General features: G+C 69.3%; 22 protein-coding genes. 8 read left to right on the forward strand and 14 right to left on the reverse strand.

Annotation, left to right across the window (positions count from 1 at the left end):
- Window positions 1–82 precede the first annotated feature (82 nt).
- Genes LI92_RS12270 through trxA form a run of 3 tightly spaced genes read right to left on the reverse strand, consistent with a single transcriptional unit; the run spans window position 83 to window position 2963 of the window.
- On the reverse strand, window positions 83–1720 hold the full coding sequence (locus LI92_RS12270) for an ABC-F family ATP-binding cassette domain-containing protein (protein ID WP_046319253.1): 1638 nt from the start codon (window positions 1718–1720) through the stop codon (window positions 83–85).
- Window positions 1721–1740: 20 nt separating this feature from the next.
- Window positions 1741–2562, reverse strand: a complete 822-nt coding sequence (locus LI92_RS12275) for an enoyl-CoA hydratase (RefSeq protein WP_046319255.1) — start codon at window positions 2560–2562, stop codon at window positions 1741–1743.
- A 26-nt stretch (window positions 2563–2588) separates the two neighbouring features.
- On the reverse strand, window positions 2589–2963 hold the full coding sequence (trxA, locus tag LI92_RS12280) for a thioredoxin (protein WP_046319256.1): 375 nt from the start codon (window positions 2961–2963) through the stop codon (window positions 2589–2591).
- Window positions 2964–3119: 156 nt separating this feature from the next.
- Here trxA and LI92_RS12285 point away from each other — a divergent pair, with 156 nt between their 5' ends.
- Window positions 3120–3761, forward strand: coding sequence for a DUF5666 domain-containing protein (locus LI92_RS12285; protein WP_046319258.1), 642 nt, complete (start codon window positions 3120–3122; stop codon window positions 3759–3761).
- 557 nt (window positions 3762–4318) lie between these two features.
- On the forward strand, window positions 4319–4546 hold the full coding sequence (locus tag LI92_RS12290; protein WP_152665447.1) for a hypothetical protein: 228 nt from the start codon (window positions 4319–4321) through the stop codon (window positions 4544–4546).
- A 76-nt stretch (window positions 4547–4622) separates the two neighbouring features.
- Here LI92_RS12290 and LI92_RS12295 read toward each other — a convergent pair whose 3' ends face one another.
- From LI92_RS12295 to LI92_RS12330, 8 genes are all read right to left on the reverse strand, one after another.
- Window positions 4623–5447: an MBL fold metallo-hydrolase gene (locus tag LI92_RS12295; protein ID WP_152665448.1), complete on the reverse strand. Its 825-nt coding sequence runs from the start codon at window positions 5445–5447 to the stop codon at window positions 4623–4625.
- A gap of 2 nt (window positions 5448–5449) precedes the next feature.
- Window positions 5450–5791, reverse strand: coding sequence for a metal-sulfur cluster assembly factor (locus tag LI92_RS12300; protein WP_046319261.1), 342 nt, complete (start codon window positions 5789–5791; stop codon window positions 5450–5452).
- Entirely contained in the window at window positions 5788–6327 is a 540-nt protein-coding gene (sufU, locus tag LI92_RS12305) for a Fe-S cluster assembly sulfur transfer protein SufU (RefSeq protein WP_152665449.1), read from the reverse strand. Before sufU ends, LI92_RS12300 begins: the two co-directional genes overlap by 4 nt.
- Window positions 6290–7597, reverse strand: a complete 1308-nt coding sequence (locus tag LI92_RS12310) for a cysteine desulfurase (protein ID WP_082109686.1) — start codon at window positions 7595–7597, stop codon at window positions 6290–6292. Before LI92_RS12310 ends, sufU begins: the two co-directional genes overlap by 38 nt.
- 1 nt (window position 7598) lies before the next feature.
- Window positions 7599–8387 (reverse strand): Fe-S cluster assembly ATPase SufC, encoded by a 789-nt coding sequence (gene sufC / locus LI92_RS12315; protein ID WP_046319263.1) that lies wholly within the window; start codon window positions 8385–8387, stop codon window positions 7599–7601.
- Window positions 8388–8421: 34 nt separating this feature from the next.
- Complete coding sequence (gene sufD, locus LI92_RS12320; protein ID WP_082109687.1) at window positions 8422–9540, reverse strand: Fe-S cluster assembly protein SufD; 1119 nt, start codon at window positions 9538–9540, stop codon at window positions 8422–8424.
- A gap of 71 nt (window positions 9541–9611) precedes the next feature.
- Window positions 9612–11054, reverse strand: a complete 1443-nt coding sequence (gene sufB / locus LI92_RS12325) for a Fe-S cluster assembly protein SufB (RefSeq protein WP_046319265.1) — start codon at window positions 11052–11054, stop codon at window positions 9612–9614.
- A gap of 67 nt (window positions 11055–11121) precedes the next feature.
- Complete coding sequence (locus tag LI92_RS12330; RefSeq protein WP_082109688.1) at window positions 11122–11928, reverse strand: helix-turn-helix transcriptional regulator; 807 nt, start codon at window positions 11926–11928, stop codon at window positions 11122–11124.
- 160 nt (window positions 11929–12088) lie between these two features.
- Between LI92_RS12330 and mptB the strand changes: the two genes are divergently transcribed.
- The 4 genes from mptB to LI92_RS12350 are packed head-to-tail and all read left to right on the forward strand — an operon-like array spanning window position 12089 to window position 16507.
- Window positions 12089–13786, forward strand: coding sequence for a polyprenol phosphomannose-dependent alpha 1,6 mannosyltransferase MptB (mptB, locus tag LI92_RS12335; protein WP_046319267.1), 1698 nt, complete (start codon window positions 12089–12091; stop codon window positions 13784–13786).
- Complete coding sequence (locus LI92_RS12340) at window positions 13783–14721, forward strand: ABC transporter ATP-binding protein (protein ID WP_046319268.1); 939 nt, start codon at window positions 13783–13785, stop codon at window positions 14719–14721. The genes mptB and LI92_RS12340 overlap by 4 nt, the downstream gene beginning before the upstream one ends.
- A complete protein-coding gene (locus tag LI92_RS12345; protein WP_046319269.1) occupies window positions 14718–15515 on the forward strand; it encodes an ABC transporter permease in 798 nt (265 codons plus the stop codon). Before LI92_RS12340 ends, LI92_RS12345 begins: the two co-directional genes overlap by 4 nt.
- Before the next feature lie 56 nt (window positions 15516–15571).
- The gene (locus LI92_RS12350; protein ID WP_046319282.1) at window positions 15572–16507 is read left to right on the forward strand and encodes a COX15/CtaA family protein; all 936 of its coding nucleotides are present in this window, start codon (window positions 15572–15574) and stop codon (window positions 16505–16507) included.
- Here LI92_RS12350 and LI92_RS12355 read toward each other — a convergent pair.
- The gene (locus tag LI92_RS12355) at window positions 16463–17173 is read right to left on the reverse strand and encodes a DcsG N-terminal domain-containing protein (RefSeq protein WP_046319284.1); all 711 of its coding nucleotides are present in this window, start codon (window positions 17171–17173) and stop codon (window positions 16463–16465) included. The genes LI92_RS12350 and LI92_RS12355 overlap by 45 nt on opposite strands.
- 31 nt (window positions 17174–17204) lie before the next feature.
- On the opposite strand from LI92_RS12355, the gene LI92_RS12360 reads away from it, so the two are divergent.
- Complete coding sequence (locus tag LI92_RS12360; RefSeq protein ID WP_046319271.1) at window positions 17205–18188, forward strand: quinone oxidoreductase family protein; 984 nt, start codon at window positions 17205–17207, stop codon at window positions 18186–18188.
- 10 nt (window positions 18189–18198) lie between these two features.
- Here the strand turns inward: LI92_RS12360 and LI92_RS12365 are convergent, their stop codons facing one another.
- Together LI92_RS12365 and LI92_RS12370 are read right to left on the reverse strand one after the other, a co-directional pair.
- The gene (locus LI92_RS12365; protein ID WP_046319272.1) at window positions 18199–19809 is read right to left on the reverse strand and encodes a PPE domain-containing protein; all 1611 of its coding nucleotides are present in this window, start codon (window positions 19807–19809) and stop codon (window positions 18199–18201) included.
- Window positions 19810–19892: 83 nt separating this feature from the next.
- The gene (locus LI92_RS12370) at window positions 19893–20816 is read right to left on the reverse strand and encodes a heme o synthase (protein ID WP_046319273.1); all 924 of its coding nucleotides are present in this window, start codon (window positions 20814–20816) and stop codon (window positions 19893–19895) included.
- Window positions 20817–21023: 207 nt separating this feature from the next.
- Between LI92_RS12370 and tkt the strand changes: the two genes are divergently transcribed.
- A partial coding sequence (tkt, locus tag LI92_RS12375; protein WP_046319275.1) for a transketolase occupies window positions 21024–22998 on the forward strand: 1975 nt, incomplete at its 3' end.

The raw sequence follows: 22998 nt of genomic DNA on the forward strand, positions 1-22998 counted from the left end.
CCTACAATCACCACCGGCAACACTCAGCGATCGGGAAAGTCCCACCCATCACAAAGTTGACCAACCTGTCTGGGCAGTACAGCTAGGCCAACTCGATCAGGTCGCGGTAGTCGGCCGACCAGTGGTCCTCGGTGCCGTCGGGCAACAGCACCACCCGCTGGGGGTCCAGCGCTTCGGCCGCACCCGGGTCGTGGGTGACCAGCACCACCGCGCCGGCGTAGCTGCGCAGCGCGTCGAGCACCTGCTCGCGCGACGCCGGGTCGAGGTTGTTGGTCGGCTCGTCGAGCAGCAGCACGTTCGCGGTTGAGGCCACCAGGCCCGCCAGTGCCAGCCGGGTCTTCTCGCCGCCGGAGAGCGTGCCGGCCGGCTGGTCCAGCTGCGGCCCGGTGAACATGAACGCGCCCAAGAGCCCACGCAGGTCCTGCTCGGAGGTGTCCGGGGCCGCATGGACGATGTTCTCCCACACGGTTGCGGCGTTGTCGATGGTGTCGTGTTCCTGGGCGAAGTACCCGATCTTGCATCCGTGGCCGGGCTCGAGCTGGCCGGCTTCGGGGGTTTCGACACCGGCCAAAACGCGCAGCAGCGTGGTCTTGCCGGCGCCGTTGAGCCCCAGCACCACGACCCGCGATCCGCGGTCGATGGCCAGGTCGACACCGGTGAACACCTCCAGCGACCCATACATCTTGGTCAGACCGCTGGCCATCAGCGGAGTCTTGCCGCACGGGGCCGGGGTGGGGAACTTGATCCTGGCGACCTTGTCGGCCACCCGTTCCTCATCGAGGGCTGCCAGCATCCGGTCGGCGCGACGCAGCATATTCTGCGCCGCAACCGCTTTGGTGGCTTTGGCGCCCAACTTGGCGGCTTGGCTGCGCAGCGCGGCGACCTTACGTTCGGCGTTGGCGCGCTCCCGGCGGCGGCGTTGCTCGTCGGTGGCTCGCGCGTCGAGGTACTTCTGCCAGCCCATGTTGTAGACATCGGCTTCGCCACGCACCGCATCCAGGAACCACACCCGGTTGACCACGTCGGCCAGCAGATCCACGTCGTGACTGATCAGCACCAGTCCCCCGCTGTGGTTCTTCAGAAAGTCACGCAGCCAGCCGATCGAGTCCGCATCCAGGTGGTTGGTCGGTTCGTCGAGCAACAGGGTGGTGTTCGAGCCCGCTCCACCGGACCCGCCCTCGCCGGCGGCGAACAGGATCCGGGCCAGCTCCACCCGGCGGCGCTGGCCGCCGGACAGGGTCCGCAGCGGCTGGGTCAGCACCCGGTCGGGCAGGCCGAGGCTGGTGCAGATGCGGCCCGCCTCGCTCTCGGCGGCGTACCCGCCGAGCGCGGCGAAGCGCTCTTCAAGCTGGCCGTAGCGACGGATGGCCCGGTCGCGCTCGGCGTCGTCGACGACCTCTGCCATCAGGACCTGCTGCTTTTCCAGGTCGACCAGGATGGTGTCGAGGCCCCGCGCCGACAGGACCCGATCGCGCGCGAGCACTTCGAGGTCGCCTTCTCGGGGGTCCTGCGGCAGATAGCCGACTTCCCCGGTACGGGTGATGGTGCCGGCATACGGCTCACCCTCGCCGGCCAGGATGCGCAGCGTGGTGGTTTTGCCGGCCCCGTTGCGGCCGACCAGGCCGATCCGGTCGCCGGGCTGCACGCGCAGCACCGAGCCGACCGCGTCGAGCAGGGTGCGCGCTCCGGCGCGGACCTCCAGGTCCGTTGCGGTGATCACGCATCACTCCTGTCGTGCTGTTACTTGTCGTCGGTGAAGACCGGTGGGCGCTTTTCGGCGCGCGCAGCGACGGCTTCCTCGAAATTGCTGGTCAGCAGGCGCACGTAGAGCTGTCCAAGCCCCTCGGCCTGCATGTGCCCCTCCAGACTACCGGCGTCGAGTCCGCTCCAGAGCGTCCGCTTGGTCAATTCCACCCCGGGCCGGGAGAAACCGGCGATCCGCTCGGCCATGGCGTAGCAGGTGTCGAGCAGATTCGGCTGGTCCACCACCTGGGAGACCAGCCCGATTCGCTGCGCCTCGGCGGCATCGACGTCGCGGCCGGTGAGCATGATCTCGAAGGCCCGCGACGCTCCGATCGCCCGGGGCAACAGGTAGCTCAGCCCCAGCTCACTGGCGGTGAGCCCGTTGTTGATGCCGGCGGCCCGGAAATAGGCGTCCGATGCCGCGACCCGGATATCGGCGGCCAGGGCCAGGCACAGACCGCCCCCGATGGCCGCCCCGTTGACCGCGGCGATCACCGGCTGGTGCAGGCGCCGCAGCCCCAAGATGATGTCGTCGAGCACTTCCATGGAGCGCAGGCCGAACGCCGGCCGGGTCAACCCGGCCACGTGCGGCACCGCCCCGGCGGACTTGTGGTCGGCACCGGAGGAGAATCCCCGGCCCGCCCCGGTGAGCACCACCACCCGCACCGAGTTGTCGTAACCGATTTCGGCGAGCGTTTCGCGCAGCGGAACCATGACGTCAAACGCCATGGAGTTCATCCGCTCCGGGCGGTTGAGCGTGATCAGGGCGACGTGCGGACGCGGACGGTCGACGAGGACGAACTCGGATGCGGTAGCCACGGGTGCACGCTATCGCGTGCGGGCACTCACACCTGGTCGGGCTTGCTCTGGGCGGCCTGCTCGGCCAGGGCTGCCTCCACGTCGAGATCCTTGACCTGCTGCACGAGGTTCTCCAGGGCGGCGGCCGGCAGCGCGCCGGCCTGGTTGAACACCAGCGTGCCCTTCTTGAACGCCATCAGGGTGGGAATAGACCGAATCTGGGCGGCAGCGGCCAGCTGCTGCTCGGCTTCGGTGTCCACTTTGGCGAACACCACGTCGGGGTGCTTCTCGGAGACGGCCGCGAAGGTCGGTGCGAAGGACCGGCACGGGCCGCACCAGGAGGCCCAGAAGTCGACAAGGACGATGTCGTTGTCGGCGATGGTCTCCTGGAACTTTGCTGCGGTGAGGTCTTTGGTTGCCATGCATCGGTCAACGCCGGGACACCCCGCCGTGTTCCCGGCCCGCCGCGGCCCTGATCAAACCGGTCCACAGCGGGCTCACAGCAGGGATATAGCTACCCGCTAACTCGGCCGTCGACGGTGAGAGCACTGACCCATGTCAACGAACGGAGATCGCCGATGTCACCTCGCCCGAGCACCCCTGGTCCGACGATCCGCGCCCTGGCCGGCGCGACGGCACTGTTCGCCGGGGCATTGTTCATCCCCGCGTTGGCCCACGCGCAGCCCGACCGGGTGATGGGCACGGTTTCCTCGGCGTCGGGCACCGGCTTCGAGGTGACCGGGCCGAACGGGCCCACCACCGTCGCGGTGACCGACAGCACCTCGGTCTACGAGTCGGTGCCGGCCCAGCGCGGCGAGATCACCGTCGGCAGCTGCATCAAGGCCGGCGGTGCCGCGGCCGACGAGGGCCCCCTCACCGCGAAGTTCGTCTCGATCAGCACCACCGTCGACGGCGCGTGCCCGCAGCGGCCCGCGGCCTCGGGCGACGGCACCGCGCATCCGGCATCGCATCGTGGCGTGCGCGGTGTGGTGGAGTCCATCTCCGGTGACACGCTCACCGTCAGCGGCCCGTCCGGGCCCGCCACGGTGACCCTCGACGACGCCACCCGCTTCCGCAGGACGGTTGCGGTCAGCGCGCCGTCGATCAGCGCGGGTAAGTGCGTTGCGGCCGGCGGGACCACCGACGACCAGGGCGTGCTGCAGGCGAAGCGGGTCACCGTGTGGGCGGCCAACGGCGACTGCCTCGAGCGGCCGGCGTAGCGGCCGCTCGCGGCCGGCCGGCTCCTGGGCGGCCACCGTCAGTCACGCCGGTTCCCGCGGCTATGACAGGGCGTGCGCACGCTGCTTCTGCGCGGACGCGGCATGGCAGCGTCGCTCGCACCCGAAGCCTTCTTATTTGGGCTTTTCTTCCCGAATACCGCCATCTCTTCGATGGGGGGTGACTGCCGACCCACGCCACACGGGCGGAGCGGCCTGTCCAGCTTCCTCGGCACTCCGGTGGCGCCGCCTACCCACGCCGCTGCTCCCAGCATCACACCCGCCATCAGTGGCCTGCACTCCATAAAACGCGGCTAGGACATCTTCTACAGTTCTTGATTTTCTTTTTGTGTACTAGAGTTCCCATATCAGGAGGGAATTCTATTGATCTGCCAGGCGGGGGCTGCCGTGCGCGAGGCGCCGGCGGCATCACAGCGACCGTTCAATCCGCCCTGCGGGCAACCCGGGCCGACCCACGAACGAGATCCGGTTCCCACCCACAGCCGGTCTCTTCGACCTGTCACTGACGTGAGCTGATGTCACCGGCACGGTTCAGTCAAGTGCATAACGTCGCAGCGATCGTGGCCATCGTCTCTTTTTCGGGGCCGGGCCTGCTACTCGTCGGCGGCGCGTCGGCGGTCGTGCTCATGGAGCTCCGGCAGCGCGGGCGTGCGGCGTCGCGGCGAGATGTCGCACCGGAGAAGATCGACAGCACAGGAGACTTCGACGCGCTGCCGGATTCCACGGCAGCGCCCGAGCCGCCGAGTAACGGCACCCGGGCGAACTGATCGGGCCGCATGGCGCCGTCGTGTTCGATCCGGGGCGTCGGTCAGCTTCGCCAGCACGCCGGCTGGTCCGACCGGCTCAGGTCAGGTCGTCGTGGTCGCCGCGCGCCCAGGCTGCGTGCCGGTCTGCCGAGAACCGGACTGCGGCCATCGCATCGGTGTCGATGGTGTTGGTGTGCAGCCCGTAGATGCGGTCGAAGCGCAACTGTTCCATCGTGGCGGCCATCCGCTGGGCGACCACAGCTGACAGCGGAACCCGGTTCGGGTAGCTGCGCAGGAACGCCACGGTGCGCCGATCGGGGTTCGGGAAGACGGTGTCGCCGACCAACAGCACCCCGCGCGCGTCGGCACCGGCGTCCCAGCACGCGACGGAACTGCCCGGAAAGTGGCCGCCGACCTGATTCACGGTCAGCCCGGGCGCGAGCTCGAGGCGCCCGGACCAGTAGCGGATCGACGGATCCGGGCGCATCACCCATTCTTTGTCCGCGGCGTTGACGTACACCGGTACCCCGCCGAGTCGCCGGCCCCATTCCACCTGCGCCCCGAACATGTGCGGGTGGCTGGCGACGACACCGAGAACCGGGCCCTGCTCGAGAGCAGCGGCGACCGCGGCGTCATCGACGAATCCCGAAGGATCCCAGAGCATGTTGCCGCTGGGCGTACACACCAGCTTGCCCAGCTGACCGATACCCAGCGGCGGGTTGCAGCCGATCCCGATCAACCCCGGTTCCAACTCAAAGGCGTAGGACCGGGCGCCTTCGGCCACCAGTTCGTCCAACGTGGCCCAGTGTTGACCGTCCGCCGGCACCCATTGCCGATCGTCGGCACAGATCGCGCACACCTGGGGCGTGGCATCGTGCTCGACGCCGCAGGTCCGGCACAGCCAGAACTCGCAGGCCGGCACGCTCAGACCGTGAAACCGACTGCGCGCATCATCTCGCGGCCCTCATCGGTGATCTTGTCCGGTCCCCAGGCCGGCTCCCAGACCCAGGACAGATCCACCTTCTTGACCAGACCGGAGCCCACGGTGGCGTTCTCGATCTGCTCGGCGATCATGTCCTGCAGCGGGCAGGCCGGCGACGTGAGCGTCATGGCGACCACGGCGGCCGGGCCGTCCTCGTCCTGGCGGATCGACAGGTCGTACATCAGCCCCAGGTCGACGACGTTGATGCCGATCTCGGGGTCGATGACGTCGTGCATCGCTTCCTCGACTTCGGCGAGCAACTCGTCCGGTCCCAATTCGCTCATCGACTCATCTCCTGGGTTGAGACACTGACAGCTGCCAACGTCTGTTCTTCTGTCTTCGCAAGCGCTTGCGCCAATGCATCTTTGAAGGCCATCCAGCCGAGCAGAGCGCACTTGACCCGCGCCGGGTACTTGGCCACCCCGGCGAAAGCGATGCCGTCGCCGAGCACCTCCTCGTCGCCTTCGACGGTGCCCCGCGAGGACACCATCTCGTGGAAGGCGTCGAACGTCGCCAACGCCTGCGGCACGGTCAGACCGATCACCTGCGAGGCCAGCACCGAGGTGGCCGCCTGCGAGATCGAGCAGCCCTGCCCGTCATAGGAGACGTCGGCGATGCGTTCAGCGTCGGGTGACAGCGCCACCCGCAGGGTCAGCTCGTCGCCGCAGGTGGGGTTGACGTGGTGCACCTGAGCGCCGAACGGCTCCCGCAGGCCGCGGTGCTGTGGATGCTTGTAGTGATCGAGGATCACCTCTTGGTAGAACTGCTCCAGCCGCAAGGTCTCACACTCCCCCGAAGAATTCCACGGCCCGGCGAACACCCGCCAGCAGGCGCTCCACCTCCTCGTGAGTGTTGTACACCGCGAAGGACGCGCGGGCAGTGGCGGCCACGTTGAACTTGCGGTGCAGCGGCATGGCGCAGTGGTGGCCCACCCGCACCGCGACGCCGTCGTCGTCGAGCACCTGACCGACGTCGTGCGCGTGCACCCCGTCGATGACGAACGACACCGGCGAACCGCGATCGAGCGTGGTCGCCGGCCCGACGATGTGGACGCCGGGGATCTCGGCGAGTCCCTCGAGTGCGGCGGCCACCAGCTGCTGCTCGTGGGCTGCCACCACGTCCATTCCGATGGCGTCGAGGTAACGGGCCGCCGCGGCCAGCCCGACGACCTGTGAGGTCATCGGTGTACCGGCTTCGAAGCGCTGCGGCGCAGCGGCGTAGGTGCTCGAGGCCATGGTGACCGTCTCGATCATCGACCCACCGGTGAGAAACGGAGGCAGTGCCGCCAAGAGCTCACGCCGCCCGTAAAGCACACCGATCCCGTTGGGCCCCAGCATCTTATGCCCGGAGAAGGCCGCGAAGTCCACGCCCAGATCGTGGAAGTCGACCGGCTGGTGCGGAACCGACTGGCAGGCATCGAGCACCGTGAAGGCGCCGACGGCGCGGGCTCGCGAGACCAGTTCGACGACCGGGGCGAGCGCGCCGGTCACATTGGAGTGGTGGGTGAAGGCAACGACTTTGACGCGCTCGTCGAGCTGCAGCGAATCCAGGTCGATGCGCCCGTCCGGCGTGGCCTCATACCAGTGCAGCGTCGCACCGGTGCGCCGTGCCAGCTCCTGCCAGGGAATCAGGTTGGCGTGGTGTTCCAGCTCCGTGGTGACGATCACATCGCCGGGGCCGACGGCCTGCTCGAAGCGGTTGTCGCCGAGCACATAGGACACCAGGTTGAGCGACTCGGTGGCGTTCTTGGTGAACACCAGCTCGTCGGGATGCGCGCCGACAAAGCGGGCGATCGCCGACCGGCCGTCCTCGTAGGCGTCGGTGGCCTCTTCCATCAGCTGGTGCGCCCCGCGGTGCACCGCACCGTTGGAGGTCAGCAAAAACTCCCGCTCGGCGTCGAGCACCGGCAGCGGACGCTGCGAGGTGGCGCCGGAGTCCAGGTAGGCCAGCCGGCTTCCGCCGCGCATGACCCGGTTCAGGATCGGGAAATCTGCCCTGATCGCCTCCAGGTCCGGCGCCGCAAGTCGCCTGACCGACAACGTCGTGTCCGACAACTTCGTGTCCGACAACGTCGTGTCCGACGCCGTCATGTCAGGCTCCCGCCCCTGCCGCCGGTTCGTGGGTGAAGCGCTCGTAGCCCTTCTCCTCCAGCTCGTCGGCCAGCTCGGGTCCGCCGGACTCGACGATCCGCCCGCCGGCGAAGACGTGCACGAACTGCGGCTGGATGTAGCGCAGGATCCGGGTGTAGTGGGTGATCACCAGCACGCCGCCGTGCTCGGCCTCCTGGTAACGGTTGACCCCTTCGCTGACCACCCGCAGCGCGTCGACGTCCAGACCGGAGTCGGTTTCGTCGAGGATCGCGATCTTGGGCTTGAGCAGGCTCAGCTGCAGGATCTCGTGGCGCTTCTTCTCGCCACCGGAGAAGCCCTCGTTGACGTTGCGTTCGGCGAACGCCGAGTCGATGCCCAGCTCGGCGAAAGCCGCGCGCTGCTCCTTGATCCAGGTCCGCAGCTTCGGGGCCTCGCCGCGCACGGCGGTCACCGCGGTGCGCAGGAAGTTCGACATCGACACCCCCGGCACCTCGACCGGGTACTGCATGGCCAGGAACAGGCCCGCGCGCGCCCGCTCATCGACGGTCATCGCCAGCACGTCCTGGCCGTCGAGGGTGATCGAGCCGGACGTCACGGTGTACTTGGGGTGGCCGGCGATCGCGTAGGACAGCGTGGACTTGCCCGACCCGTTCGGCCCCATCAGGGCATGGGTCTCACCGGAGTTCACCGTCAGGTCCACACCGTGCAGGATCGGAATGTCGGCCGCGCCGTCGTCGCCGCCGCCGGGCGACACACTCACGTGCAGGCCCTTGATTTCCAGTGTGCTCATTGCTGATTCGTGTCCTTAGCTGATGCGTTGAGATTTACTTGTTCTCGGTGACCGCGAGTTCACGCTCGACGGCTTCGGTGAGGCGCTCCTGCACGGCCGGAACCGGGATCTTGGCGATGATCTCGCCGAAGAAACCGCGGACGATCAGGCGCCGGGCCTGGTCTTCGGGGATGCCGCGGGCCTGCAGGTAGAACAACTGCAGGTCGTCGAATCGTCCGGTCGCACTGGCGTGTCCGGCCTGCACGATCTCCCCGGTCTCGATCTCCAGGTTGGGTATCGAATCGGCCCGGGCGCCGTCGGCCAGCACCAGGTTGCGGTTCACCTCGAAGGTGTCGGTGCCGACCCCGCTCGCGCGGATCAGCACGTCGCCGACCCAGACGGTGTGGGCGTCGGGCAGCCCGGAGCCGGGATCGCCCTGCAGCGCTCCCTTGTAGAGCACGTTGGACCGGCAGTGCGGCTGAGCATGGTCGACCAGCAGCCGCGATTCGAGGTGCTGACCGGCGTCGGCGAAGTACAGGCCGAGCAGTTCGGCGTCCCCGCCCGGGCCGTTGAACGCGACCCGTCCGCTCAGCCGCACCAGTTCCCCACCCAACAGCACGGCGCTGTGCCGCAACACGGCGTCCTTGCCCAGCGCCGCGTGGTGGGCGCTGACATGCACCAGGTCCGCGGCGCCGTCGCCGATCCACACCACGGTCAGCTGCGCGCCGTCGCCGACCACGAATTCGACGTTGTCGGCGTAGGTTCCGCTGCCCCGCACGTCGATCACGACGGTGGCTCGCGACAGTTCCTCGGCGCGCAGCTGCAGGTGGCCGTAGGCGGTCGCTGCCGTGCCGGGGCCCGTGACGGTGATCGTGATGGGCTCCTCGACGTCCGCACCCTTGGGCACGGTCACCACGGTTGCATCGCGGAAAGACGAGAATGCTTGTGCTGCAACCCTGTCCGCTGGAACACCCGCCGCGCCGAGCCGGTCGTCGCCGCGCTGGACGATCTCGGTCCGCACGCCGGCGCCCTGGACGTCGATTCCGGCGGAGGCGTCGGCGACCGCGGAGCCGTCGTGCAGGCCGCGCAGCCGGCGCAGTGGCGTGAAGCGCCAGGCCTCGTCGCGGCCCTGCGGCACCTCGAAGGCCTCCACGTCGAAGGAGGTGAACTGCATTCCCTTGTGGACGCCTTCGGCCGCGGCGGTCAGGGCGCCCGGGGAGCCGGGCCGTACTTCAGTCGAGGCCACTAGCCCACCGAACCTTCCATCTGCAGCTGGATCAGCTTGTTGAGTTCGAGCGCGTACTCCATCGGGAGTTCCTTGGCGATCGGCTCGATGAAGCCGCGCACCACCATCGCCATCGCCTCGTCCTCGGTCAGGCCGCGACTCATCAGGTAGAACAGCTGGTTCTCGCTGACCTTGGACACGGTCGCCTCGTGGCCGACGGTGACGTCGTCCTCACGGATGTCGACGTAGGGGTAGGTGTCGCTGCGGCTGACATTGTCGACCAGCAGCGCATCGCATTTCACGCTCGACTTCGCTCCGTGCGCGCCCTTGTGGATCTCCACCAGCCCGCGGTAGGAGGACCGGCCGCCGCCGCGCGACACCGACTTGGAGACGATGTTGCTCGAGGTGTTCGGCGCCAGGTGCAGCATCTTGGCGCCGGTGTCCTGGTGCTGGTCCTCGCCGGCGAATGCCACCGAGAGCACCTCGCCCTTGGCGTGCTCGCCGGTCATCCAGACCGCCGGGTACTTCATGGTGACCTTCGAACCGATGTTGCCGTCGACCCATTCCATGGTGGCGCCCGCCTCGGCCCGGGCCCGCTTGGTGACCAGGTTGTAGACGTTGACCGACCAGTTCTGGATGGTGGTGTAGCGGCAGCGGCCGCCCGGCTTGACCACGATCTCCACCACCGCGGAGTGCAGCGAGTCCGAGGTGTACACCGGCGCGGTGCAGCCCTCGATGTAGTGCACGTAGGCGTCTTCGTCGATGATCATCAGCGTGCGCTCGAACTGGCCCATGTTCTCGGTGTTGATCCGGAAGTAGGCCTGCAGCGGGATGTCGACGTGTACCCCCTTGGGCACGTAGATGAACGATCCCCCGCTCCACACGGCGGTGTTGAGCGCGGAGAACTTGTTGTCGCCGGCCGGGATCACCGTGCCGAAGTACTCGCGGAACAGCTCCTCGTGCTCCCGCAGCGCGGTGTCGGTGTCGAGGAAGATGACGCCTTGTGCCTCAAGGTCTTCGCGGATCTTGTGGTAGACGACCTCGGACTCGTACTGGGCCGCCACACCGCCGATGTAGCGCTGCTTCTCCGCCTCCGGGATGCCCAGCCGGTCATAGGTGTTGCGGATGTCGTCGGGCAGGTCGTCCCAGGTCTGGGCCTGCTTCTCGGTGGAGCGCACGAAGTACTTGATGTTCTCGAAGTCGATGCCGGACAGATCCGAGCCCCAGTGGGGCATCGGCTTCTTCATGAAGGTCCGGTAAGCCCGCAGCCGGGCCTGCAGCATCCATTCCGGCTCGTTCTTCTTCGCCGAGATGTCGCGCACCACGTCCTCGGACAGGCCACGCTGGGCGGCGGCGCCCGCGACATCGGTGTCGGCCCAGCCGTATTCGTACCGGCCCAGCGACGCGATCGTCTCGTCCTGGGTCGGCTCCGCTGCGGCGGTGGCCTCCGGCGTGAGTGTCATGATGACGCTCCTTCGGTGCTCGTGATGGCTTCGGCGCAGGGTGTGCGGCGAAGGTCGATCGGTGCTGCTAATGCTGTTGTGTGACGGCCCCGACCGCGCTGGACTTGCCGGCCTTTGCCGCTTTGGCGTTGCGGTTGGTCAGCGGTACATGCGTGGTGCAGACGTAGCCGCCGTCGGCGATGGTGGCCAGCCGTTGCACGTGGGTGCCCAGGACCTCGGCCATCGCCTGCCGCTCGGCCTGGCACAACTCCGGGAACTCCTTGGCGACGTTGGCCACCGGGCAGTGGTGCTGCAGGATCTGCACGCCGGGAACCCCGCCCTGAACCCGTGCGGTGGTGGCGGCGTACCCGGCCTCGGTCAACGCACGGGCGATACGTTGGGCGGTGGCTTCCAGGTCGCCGTCGTCCTCGGCGCCGTCGGCTGCCGCGGCCGCGACCTTGCCCAGGATCGCGTCGATGCGCTGCCGGGCGAAGTCGACAACCGCGTCCTCCCCGCCGATCTCGCGCAGTTGGCGCATGGCCGCCACCGCGAGGTCGTCGTAGCGGTGCCCCAGCTTGCTGCGACCGGCCTCGGTGAGCTGAAACCGCTTCGCCGGCCGCCCGCGACCCACCTGCTGCCAGGATGCCGCCGCATGTGCCTCGGCGTCGCCCAGCTCGATCAGGGCGTCGAGGTGGCGGCGCACCCCTGCCGCCGACAGGCCCAACCGGGCCCCGATCTCGCCCGCGGTGATCGATCCGGACTCCATGAGCAGGCGCACCACCGCGTGCCGGGTGTCATGGCCGCCCGCGAGTTCGGCGGCCACCGGGGTGCCTGACGCAACCGCATCGCCGGAGCGGGGCCCGGCGGCATCGGTTGCGGCCTTCACCTCCCCCATTTCGGAGGCCTCGAATTTCACAACACCAGTGTGACGCAATTCCAGGGCTCGGTCTACAAAGGGTTACCTCAGTTCGGCCCCACTCGGCCGTTGCGCTGATCACACTGCGCCCGCAGCCCGGCGGGCCCGGTCATGGCAGAGCGGCCGTTACGCTGCTGGGATGGCAGCCCGACGGTATTCGTTGAGCTCGTCGATCGCGCATCTGCACGGCGACGAGCGCACCGTGGGCTCCCCGCTCAACCCCGCCGAGCTGGTCGCACTGCGGCGAACCCGGCTTTTCGGCGGCACCGGAACGGTCCTGATGGCGATCGGGGCGCTGGGCGCCGGGGCGCGGCCGGTGGTGCAGGACCCGACCTTCGGGGTCCGGCTGCTCAATCTGCCCTCGCGGCTGCAGACCGTGGCCCTGACCATGACCACCACCGGCGCGGTGATGATGGCGCTGGCGTGGCTGATGCTCGGCCGGTTCGCCCTGGGGCGGCGACGGATGTCGCGCAGCCAGCTCGATCGCAGCCTGCTGCTGTGGATGCTGCCGCTGCTGGTCGCCCCGCCGATGTACAGCAAGGACGTCTACTCCTACCTGGCCCAGAGCCAGATCTCCCGGCTGGGCCTGGACCCCTACCGCGTGGGCCCGGCGCCTGCCCTGGGGCTCGACCACGTGTTCACGCTGTCGGTGCCCAGCCTCTGGCGGGAGACCCCGGCGCCCTACGGGCCGCTGTTCTTGTGGATCGGCCGCGGAATCTCGGCGCTGACCGGCGAGAACATCGTCACCGCGGTGTTGTGCCACCGGGTGGTGGTGCTGATCGGGGTCGGCATGATCGTGTGGGCGGTGCCCAGGCTGGCGGCGCGCTGCGGGGTGGCCGAGGTCAGCGCACTGTGGCTCGGCGCGGCCAATCCGCTGCTGCTCATGCACCTGGTCGCCGGGATCCACAACGAGGCCCTGATGCTCGGCCTGATGCTCACCGGTACGGAATTCGCCCTGCGCGGGATCACCGCCGCCCAGCCGCTGCTGCCGCGCCGGGCCCCGGCGGCCCCGCTGACCCTGCGGGACTGGGTACCACTGGCCGAACTTGTCACCGGCGCCGTGCTGATCGCAATGTCGTCGCAGGTCAAGCTGCCGTCACTGCTGGCGCTGGGCTTCGTCACGATGGCGCTGGGCTGGCGGCTGGGCGGCGATCCCCGCGCGTTCGTGCTGGCCAGCACCGGCATGACCACCCTGGCCGGCGCGGTGATGGGCCTGATCGGCTGGGCCAGCGGGCTGGGTTTCGGGTGGGTCTTCACCCTGGGCACCGCCAACGTGGTGCGCAGCTGGATGTCGCCACCGACGCTGATCGCCCTCGGCACCGGTCAAGTCGGCATCCTGCTGGGCCTGGGCGATCACACCACCGCGGTGCTGTCGCTGACCCGTGCCATCGGCGTGCTGATCATCGGGGTACTGGTGGTGTGGCTGCTGCTGGTGGTGTTCCACGGCCGGCTGCATCCGGTGGGCGGGCTCGGCGTCGCACTGGGCATCACGGTCCTGCTGTTCCCGGTCGTGCAGCCGTGGTATCTGCTCTGGGCAATCATCCCGCTGGCCGCCTGGGCGACCCGGCCGAACTTCCGGATCGCCGTGATCGCAGTCACGCTGGTGGTGGGCATCTTCGGTCCGACGGCCAACGGCGATCGCTTTGCGCTGTTCCAGATCGTGGACGCCACCGTGGCCAGCGCAGTCGTGGTGCTGGTGTTGTTGCTGTCGACCTACCGGCGACTGCCGTGGCGTGAGTTGCCGGCCCAAGCCCAAGGCCCGAAGGACGACGCACCGGCGGTGGAACCCACCCCGCGCCCGGCCGCTGTCACCGACGCCTACGCTGATTCTCCGTGAACTCAGCTGTCGCGGTGCGCTTATGCGGGGTGCGCAAGCGCTACGGGACCGGTCCGGCTGCGATCGAAGCGGTCGCCGGCCTGGATTTCGAGGTCGAGACCGCCGAAGTGTTCGCCCTGCTCGGGCCCAACGGCGCCGGCAAGACGACCACCGTCGAGATGTGCGAGGGCTTCGTCCGCCCCGACGCCGGGACCATCGAGGTACTCGGCCTGGACCCGGTGGCCGACAACGACCGGCTGCGCGCACGCATCGGGGTCATGCTGCAGGGCGGCGGCGCCTACCCGGCCGCCCGCGCCGGGGAGATGCTCAAGTTGGTGGCGTCCTATTCGGCCAACCCGCTCGACCCGCAATGGCTGCTGGACACCCTCGGCCTGACCGACGCGGCCCGCACCACCTACCGGCGGCTCTCCGGCGGCCAACAGCAACGACTCGCCCTGGCCTGCGCCCTGGTCGGCCGCCCGGAGCTGGTGTTTCTCGACGAGCCGACCGCGGGCATGGACGCCCACGCCCGCCTGCTGGTGTGGGAGCTGATCGACGCGTTGCGCCGCGACGGCGTGACGGTGGTGCTGACCACACACCATCTGCGCGAGGCCGAAGAACTGGCCGACCGGCTGCTGATCATCGACCACGGCGCCGTGGTCGCCGCCGGCACCCCGGCGGAGTTGACGCGCAGCGGCGCCCAGGGACAGCTGCGGTTCACCGCACCGCCGCGGCTGGATCTGTCGTTGCTGGTCGCGGCATTGCCGGAGGGTTACCGGGCCAGCGAAGTGCTGCCCGGCGAATACCTCGTGGAGGGCACCGTGAACCCCCAGGTGCTCGCCACGGTGACGTCCTGGTGCGCCCGGCTGGACGTGCTGGCCACCCAGCTGCGGGTGGAGCAGCGCAGCTTGGAGGACGTGTTCTTGGAACTGACCGGACGGGAGCTGCGCCCATGAGTCGCACGAACACCGAACAGGTCTTCGCACCGGGCACCTTCGCCCCCGACCCGCGTCCGGCCGCCGTGCCCGCGATGCTGGCCGCTCAGTTCCGGTTGGAGCTGACCCTGCTGCTGCGCAACGGCGAGCAGCTGCTGTTGACCATGTTCATCCCGATCACGCTGCTGATCGGGCTCACCGTGCTGCCGCTGGGCCCGTTCGGCGAGGGGCATGCCCAGCGCGCCACCACCGTGCTGCCGGTGATCATGTCGCTGGCGGTGATCGCCACCGCGTTCACCGGGCAGGCGATCGCGGTGGCCTTCGACCGGCGTTACGGGGCCCTCAAACGTCTGGGCGCCACCGCGCTGCCGGTGTGGGGCATCATCGCCGGCAAGTCCCTGTCGGTGGCCACCGTGGTCCTGCTGCAGTCCGTGCTGCTGGGGGCCATCGGCGCCGTCTTGGGCTGGCGGCCGACGGTGGCGGGCCTGTGTCTGGGGGCGGTGATCATCGCCCTGGGGACCGCCTGCTTTGCCGCCCTGGGCCTGCTGCTCGGCGGCAGCCTGCGCGCCGAGATCGTGCTGGCCGGCGCGAACCTGATGTGGTTCGTGTTCGGCGGCTTCTCCGCCTTGACCGTGGAGACCGAACTGGTTCCCGGCGCGGTCCGCTGGCTGGCCCGTCTGACCCCCTCGGGAGCACTGACCGAAGCCCTGGCGCAGGCGCTGAGCGTCTCCGTCGACTGGTTCGGCATCGCGGTGGTGGCGGTCTGGGGCGTGCTCGCCGCCGTCGGCGCGGTGCGCTGGTTCCGCTTCAGCTGACCTACTACGGGATGTAGTTAACGATCCTCTACGATCAGCCCGTGGGACGGTTCCTGATGCGCCTGGTAGACCTGCTCCCAGAACCGGGCCTGCGCACCCAGCGATGGCTGGCCGCCGCGGTGGTTTTCACCCAGGGATTCATCTCGGTGACCGGCGCGGTCGTCCGCGTCACCGCCTCCGGTCTGGGCTGCCCGACCTGGCCGCAGTGCTTCCCGGGCAGCTATGTCCCGGTCGCGGTTTCAGAGGTGCCGCGGATTCATCAAGCCATCGAGTTCGGCAACCGCATGGTCACCTTCGCGGTCGTGATCACCGCGGCACTGGCCGTGCTGGCCGTGATCCGGGCCCGGCGGCGCACCGAGGTGCTGGTCTATGCCTGGCTGATGCCCGGGTCGACGGTGCTGCAGGCGGTGATCGGTGGGATCACCGTGCGCACCGGCCTGGCCTGGTGGACGGTGGCGGTGCACCTGCTGGTCTCGATGCTCATGGTGTGGCTGGCGGTGCAGTTCTACGCCAAGGTGGGCCAGCCCGACGACGCCTCGGCGGTGGTGGTCTATCGGATCCCGGCGCCGTTGCGGGCCCTGACGGCGCTGTGCGCCGTCGCCCTGGCTGCGGTGCTGGTGACCGGCCCCCTGGTGACCGCCGCCGGCCCCCATGCCGGCGACAAGAGCGCGGCCCGCACGGTGGCCCGCCTCAAGGTGGAGATCGCCACCCTGGCCCACCTGCACGAGTCGCTGCTGATCGGGTTCCTCGGGCTACTGGTCGGCCTGGCCTTCGGGCTCGCCGCGGTGCACGCGGCAAAGCCGGTCACCCGCCGGCTGACGCTGGTGGTCGCACTGGCGTTGGGTCAGGGGCTGATCGGTGTCGTTCAATACTTCACCGGGGTGCCGGCCGTGCTGGTCACCCTGCACGTCGCGGGCGCGGTGCTGGTCACCGGCGCGACCGCGTCGCTATGGGCGTCGCTGCGCGAGCGGACCCAGCCCCAGTCGCTCTAGCGCCGCGGCCACCTCCACGGCGAACCGGCGCTGCGCCCGGTCGCGTTCCTCGGCGGCGAGCTCGTGCCAGCCCAGGTCGGGCGCAATCAGATCCAGGCTCACCAGGCGCGCATCGGCTGCCGTACCGGCAACGTCGGCGCGTGCGTAGAGCAACTCCTCGATCCGGATGCTCAAGCGCTCGGCGGCCGCCCGCAGTGCCCACCGCCCGACGTCCCACAGTTCGAAATCCGGGTCCGGGCCGGCCGCCCCGAAGGCATGCGACCGGCCGGCGCCGAAGAACACCAGGGTGCTCAGCTCGTCCGGCCGCCCGCCCGCCGCCGTCGGCACCCCGTCGCACTGCAGGTCCGCGAGGTAGCGACGGTTGGCGTTCCAGGCGACGACTTCCGGTGCATTGAGCAGGTGGGCCACCCGGGTGGTCCACGCCAGGAATTCGGCGTGCCGCTCCGGGTCGCCGGCTGTGCGCAGTATCACCAGGTTGGCTTCCAGGGTTTCCGGGTCGTCCCAGGCCAGCAGCCGGGCATGCAGCCCCCGGTGCCGCAACGCCGCCACCAGGCCGGCGTCGCCTTCGGCGGCCGCCGAGGTGTGCGCACTCTTGTGATGACCGCGCGGTGAGTCGACCGCCACCACGATGCGCGGGTGGAAGATGTCGGGCCGGGCCAGCTTCATGCAGACATCACACTCGGAGATGATAGTCACCATGTACGCCGTGGAAGTGGCCGCGACCGGTGGCCCCGAGGTCTTGAACTATGTCGAGAAGCCACAGCCCTCCCCCGCCTCCGGACAGGTGTTGATCCGGGTCGAGGCCGTGGGGGTCAACTTCATCGACACGTACTTCCGCTCGGGCATCTACCCCGCCGAACTGCCGTTCGTGGTCGGCAATGAGGCCGCGGGCACGGTGGCCGAGGTCGGCGCGGGAGTGACCGCGCTGCGCGTCGGCGACCGCGTGGTGACCGCGGCTGCCACCGGCGCCTACGCCCAATACTGCACGGCGCCAGCGGCTTTGACCGCGCCGATCCCCGACCGCCTGGACGCCGGGGTGGCCGCCGCCGCGCTGCTGAAGGGCTTGACGGCGCACTACCTGATCACGTCGGTGTATCCGGTGCAGGCCGGCGACACCGTGTTGCTGCACGCCGGCGCCGGCGGTGTGGGGTTGATCCTGACCCAATGGGCCACCGCGCTGGGCGCCCGGGTGATCACCACGGTCTCGAGTGCGGACAAGGCACAGTTGTCCCGGCAGGCCGGTGCCGTGGAGGTTCTCGACTACCCGGGAGCGGGCCCCGAGGAGGCGGCGGCGTTCGGCGCCGAGATCAAGGCGTTGACCGAGGGCGGTGTGGCGGCCGTCTATGACGGGGGGGGCGCGGCGACGTTTGATGCCAGCTTGGCCAGCCTGGCCGTGCGGGGCACCCTGGCGCTGTTCGGCGCCGCCAGCGGTCCGGTGCCGCCGGTCGACCCCCAGCGGCTCAATGCGGCGGGTTCGGTCTACCTGACGCGGCCCAACCTGGCCCACTTCACCCGGACCGCCGCCGAGTTCACCTGGCGTGCCGGCGAGCTGTTCGAGGCGATCCGCAACGGCACCATCGCGGTGACGGTGAGCCGGCGCTACCCGCTGGCTGAGGCCGCCCAGGCGCATCGGGACCTGCAGGGCCGCCGCACGGTCGGTTCCCTGGTGCTCGAGGCCTAGGTGTTGTGACCTAGGAGCCGTCCCAGGTCTCGGGCAGCAAGGGCAGCCGCGGGCCGTCGTCCAACTCGGCTGCGGCCAGGCGGGTCAGACCGGTGGGCACGGGCCGGCCGGCACCCGCGGCCCCGGCGCGGCCCAGTTCGCCGGCGCCGTGGTCGGACACCGGGGCCGGTTCCCAGTCCGGGGTCACCTCGACCGTCAGGTCCATGACTTCATCGCCGTGGCCCGGTCGGGTTCTGCTCCGCCGTAACCGCCTGGCCCGGCGGGCGTCTGCGGCGGCTGCCGCCGCGGTGCTTTCCGGGGTGGGCCTCTTTCTCTTCGCGCTGTCGACGGCGCCGGCGTGGGCACCCAGGCCCGATCCGTGGTCGATCGAGGGCCCGCCCCCGACCAGGTAGGGGAACAGAGGCGCACCCGCGGGCACCGCCGCGGGGGGCGCACCCAACGCCGGGGTCGGAGCAGCGCCGGCCGGCGCAGCCGCGGGTGGCGGAGCAGCCGGCGGGGGCGGTGCCGCCAGTGCGCCCGTTCCCACGCCGAGGGCTGGCACGTCGGCAGCGACCATCGGTGTCGGCGGTGGGGCCACCACGCCGGCAGGTACCGGCGCCGCCGCGGCCAGCCCCGCCAGGCCCGTCAAACCGGCCGGTGCCACCATCGCGCCCGCCGCGGCGGTGACCAGCGCCGGCTGGCTGACGGCCTGCAGCAACTGGGCGATATGGGTGGGCCAGTCGAACAGGACCAGGGCCGCGAGGTACTGCAGTGCGGGAATGATCTGAGTCGGGTCCTGGGTGATGGCCAGGAAGTCCTGGTACAGCTCCAGAGTTCGCGCCAGGTACCAGATCGGTTGGGTGGCATCGGCGTACAGCTCGTACTCGAAGCCGTTGATCGTTCCGACGGCGGGGTCCCACGTGATCCCGAAGTTCTGCAGGAAATCCGCGATGACGGTTGTCACCCCGTTGGTGACCCGGCCAACCCCTGGACCCCCGTCTCCTAGACCAATGCTGTTCAGGTAGGGCTCGAGGAGATCGAGCAGGCCCTGCAGCGGGTTTTCGGTGATCGGTTGTGCTGACGACAAAGCCGGACCGGCGTCCGCCTTCTGAATGGGAGCCACCGGCACGGCGCGGGGGGTGGCGGCCACGGCGGCGTCGCAGGCGGCCTGATAGGCCGCCATGACGGTGGCCGCCTGCACCCACATCCGCAGGTAATCGGCCTCGTTGGCGGCGATGGGGATGGTGTTGATCCCGAAGAAATTCGTGGCCACCAGCACCGCATGGGCGGCGTGGTTGGCAGCCAACTCCGCCGGCGTGGGCATCGCCGCCAGCGCGGCGGTGTAGGCCGCTGCCACCTGCTGGTGGGCGGCCGCCAACCGGGCGCCATCCGCGCCGGCGCGGTACAGCCACTCGACATAGGGCTGGTGGGCCGCCTGGTACTGCTCGGCGGCGGCGCCGCGCCACAGCCCCGCGGCCACCGCTGCGAGCAGTGCGGTCAGGTCCTCGGCGGTCGCCGAGTAGAGCGCGCTCAACGACGACCAGGCGCCCGCGGCGGCGAGCAGCGGACCGGGCCCGGGACCCGCGCTGAGCAGCGTCGAATGCACCTCGGGAGGAGACGCCATCCACACCGGGCCCAACATAGGGATTCACTGTAGCGAATCTATAGTTTCGGGTCCCCGAACTCCGGGTGAGAAACCGCGGGGATGCGCCGGGGCGGCGAAACCTAGAACAGGGTGGGCAGACCGATGGCGGAGTCCACCGCCAGTGCGCAGAAGACCAGTGCCAGGTAATTGTTCGACTGCAGGAACAGCCGCAGCGGCTTCACCGGTTCACCCCGGCGCACGCCCGCATAGAGCTGGTGAGCCATCACCAGGAACCAGGTCCCGGCCAGCACCGCGACCGCCGCGTAGAGCCATCCGGCGGCGGGCACCAGCGCCAACGTCGCCAGCACGGTCGCCCAGGTGTAGACCACGATCCGGTGGGTGACCACGTGCTCGCTGGCGACCACCGGCAGCATGGGCACCCCCGCCGCCGCGTAGTCCTCCTTGTAGCGCATCGCCAGCGCCCAGGTGTGCGGCGGCGTCCAGAAGAAGATCACCAGGAACATCACCAGTGCCTGCCAGCCGATGGTGCCGGTGACCGCCGACCAGCCGATCACCACGGGCATGCACCCGGCCGCTCCGCCCCACACCACGTTCTGCGAGGTGCGCCGCTTGAGCATCATCGAGTAGACCAGCACGTAGAACGCGATGGTGGCCATCGCCAGCAGGCCTGAGATCAAGTTCGTGGTAGACCACAGCCACACGAACGAGCCGGCGCCGAGTCCCAGGCTGAACACCAGAGCGTTACGGGTGGGCACGGCCTCGCGAGCCAGCGGGCGAAGCGCCGTGCGCTTCATCACCTTGTCGATGTCGGCGTCGACCACGCAGTTCAGCGCATTGGCGCTGGCGGCGGCCAGCATCCCGCCGATCAGCGTGTTGAAGATCAGCAGCGGATTGACCGTGCCACGGTCCGCCAGCAACATCGCCGGAATAGTCGTGACCAGCAGCAACTCGATGATCCGCGGCTTGGTCAGCGACAGATACGCCAACAACGTGTTGCGCATGGCGCGTATTCGGCGCGGCTGAGCGCGCTCCCGAATACTCACGTGATGACTCCTAGGATGGCAGCTGCGACGCCAGCTTCTACTACGGACGATGGTAGACCGCCTGGCCAGGTCGTCCGAATCGCAGGGTCGATTCCTTGCCAATCCACACCACTACCGGACCTGCAACACCGCACACGCTCGCATTAGGCTGAGACCGAAGCCCGGCTTGTTCTGAAGACCTATCGCGAAGATGAGGACCGTACGTTCGTGACCACTGCTGCAGAGATCTCCGCTCTTACCCGCCCGCACCACCCCGGCGACTGGGCCGAGATCGACTCCCTCGCCGTAGACACCGCCCGGGTGCTGGCGGCCGACGCGGTGCAGAAGGTCGGAAACGGCCATCCGGGCACCGCGATGAGCCTGGCACCGCTGGCCTACACGCTGTTTCAGCGGGTGATGCGCCATGACCCGTCCGACACCGCATGGCTGGGCCGCGACCGGTTCGTGCTGTCCTGCGGGCACTCCAGCCTGACCCTCTACATCCAGCTGTACCTGGGCGGCTTCGGGCTGGAACTGGCCGACATCGAGGCACTGCGCACCTGGGGGTCCAAGACCCCGGGCCACCCGGAATTCCGGCACACCAAGGGTGTGGAGATCACCACCGGACCGCTCGGCCAGGGACTTGCCTCAGCGGTCGGGATGGCCATGGCCGCCCGCTTTGAGCGCGGACTCTTCGACCCCGATGCCGAACCCGGGACTAGTCCGTTCGACCACTTCGTCTACGTGATCGCCTCCGACGGCGACATTCAGGAGGGCGTCACCAGCGAGGCCTCGTCGCTGGCCGGCGTCCAGCAGCTGGGCAACCTCATCGTGTTCTACGACCACAACAAGATCTCCATCGAAGACGACACCGCGATCGCGTTCTGCGAGGACACCGCGGCCCGGTACCGGTCCTACGGCTGGCACGTTCAAGAGGTCGAGGGCGGCGAGAACGTGACCGGCATCGAGGAGGCGATCGCGGCGGCCAAAGCCGTCACCGACAAGCCGTCGTTCATCTCGCTGCGCACCATCATCGGCTTCCCGTCGCCGGGCAAGATGAACACCGGCACCATCCATGGTTCGGCTCTGGGCGCCGACGAGGTCGCCGCCACCAAGACCGCGCTCGGCTTCGACCCGGACAAGAGCTTCGACGTCCGCGAGGACGTCCTCACCCACACCCGCCAGCTGGTGGGGCGCGGCAAGCAGGCACACGCCGAATGGCAGGAGCAGTTCGAAGCCTGGGCGGCCCGCGAGCCGGAGCGCAAAGCCCTGCTGGACCGGTTGCTCGCCGGGCAGCTGCCCGAGGGCTGGGATGCCGAGCTGCCGTCCTGGGAGCCGGGATCCAAAGCCGTCGCCACCCGCGCCGCATCCGGCAAGGTGCTCAACGCAGTGGGCCCCAAGCTTCCCGAATTGTGGGGCGGCTCAGCTGATCTGGCGGGCAGCAACAACACCACCATGGACGGCGTCAAGTCCTTCGGGCCGGCGTCGATCTCCACCGGCGAATACACCGCCGACCCGTACGGCCGCACCCTGCACTTCGGCATCCGTGAGCACGCGATGGGCGCGATCCTGTCCGGGATCGTGCTGCACGGGCCCACCCGGGCCTACGGCGGCACCTTCCTGCAGTTCTCCGACTACATGCGGCCCGCGGTGCGACTGGCCGCGCTGATGGACATCGACCCGATCTACGTCTGGACCCACGACTCGATCGGGCTCGGCGAAGACGGCCCCACCCACCAGCCGATCGAGCACCTGGCGGCGCTGCGCGCCATCCCCCGGCTGTCGGTGGTGCGGCCCGCGGACGCCAACGAGACGGCCCACGCCTGGCGCACCGTGCTGGCGCGCGGCGCCGACAGCGGTCCGGTCGGTTTGATCCTGACCCGGCAGAACGTGCCGATCCTGGAGGGCACCGACGCCGAGGGCGTGGCGCGCGGTGGGTACGTGCTGGGCGGTCTCGACGCCGAAACCGACGAACCCGACGTGCTGCTGATCGCCACCGGTTCGGAGGTGCAGCTGGCGGTCGAGGCGCAGAAGCTGTTGGCGGACAAGGACATCATCGCGCGCGTGGTGTCGATGACGTGTCTGGAATGGTTCGAGTCGCAGCCGGCCGAGTACCGCGACGCGGTGCTGCCGCCCTCGGTCTCGGCCCGCGTGGCCGTGGAGGCCGGAATCGCGCAGTGCTGGCACTGTCTCTTATACACAT

This window comes from Mycobacterium sp. UM_Kg1, from assembly GCF_000972925.1.
Classification (GTDB): domain Bacteria; phylum Actinomycetota; class Actinomycetes; order Mycobacteriales; family Mycobacteriaceae; genus Mycobacterium; species Mycobacterium hiberniae.

Bases quoted from the DNA above. Each gene is read 5' to 3' on its own strand.
- LI92_RS12355 (WP_046319284.1), bottom strand. From the start codon at position 17,173: ATGAAGCTGGCCCGGCCCGACATCTTCCACCCGCGCATCGTGGTGGCG.
- LI92_RS12285 (WP_046319258.1), top strand. From the start codon at position 3,120: ATGTCACCTCGCCCGAGCACCCCTGGTCCGACGATCCGCGCCCTGGCC.
- LI92_RS12365 (WP_046319272.1), bottom strand. From the start codon at position 19,809: ATGTTGGGCCCGGTGTGGATGGCGTCTCCTCCCGAGGTGCATTCGACG.
- LI92_RS12300 (WP_046319261.1), bottom strand. From the start codon at position 5,791: ATGAGCGAATTGGGACCGGACGAGTTGCTCGCCGAAGTCGAGGAAGCG.
- LI92_RS12310 (WP_082109686.1), bottom strand. From the start codon at position 7,597: ATGACGGCGTCGGACACGACGTTGTCGGACACGAAGTTGTCGGACACG.
- trxA (WP_046319256.1), bottom strand. From the start codon at position 2,963: ATGGCAACCAAAGACCTCACCGCAGCAAAGTTCCAGGAGACCATCGCC.
- sufB (WP_046319265.1), bottom strand. From the start codon at position 11,054: ATGACACTCACGCCGGAGGCCACCGCCGCAGCGGAGCCGACCCAGGAC.
- LI92_RS12360 (WP_046319271.1), top strand. From the start codon at position 17,205: ATGTACGCCGTGGAAGTGGCCGCGACCGGTGGCCCCGAGGTCTTGAAC.
- LI92_RS12330 (WP_082109688.1), bottom strand. From the start codon at position 11,928: ATGGGGGAGGTGAAGGCCGCAACCGATGCCGCCGGGCCCCGCTCCGGC.
- sufC (WP_046319263.1), bottom strand. From the start codon at position 8,387: ATGAGCACACTGGAAATCAAGGGCCTGCACGTGAGTGTGTCGCCCGGC.
- LI92_RS12350 (WP_046319282.1), top strand. From the start codon at position 15,572: ATGCGCCTGGTAGACCTGCTCCCAGAACCGGGCCTGCGCACCCAGCGA.
- sufD (WP_082109687.1), bottom strand. From the start codon at position 9,540: ATGCAGTTCACCTCCTTCGACGTGGAGGCCTTCGAGGTGCCGCAGGGC.
- mptB (WP_046319267.1), top strand. From the start codon at position 12,089: ATGGCAGCCCGACGGTATTCGTTGAGCTCGTCGATCGCGCATCTGCAC.
- LI92_RS12345 (WP_046319269.1), top strand. From the start codon at position 14,718: ATGAGTCGCACGAACACCGAACAGGTCTTCGCACCGGGCACCTTCGCC.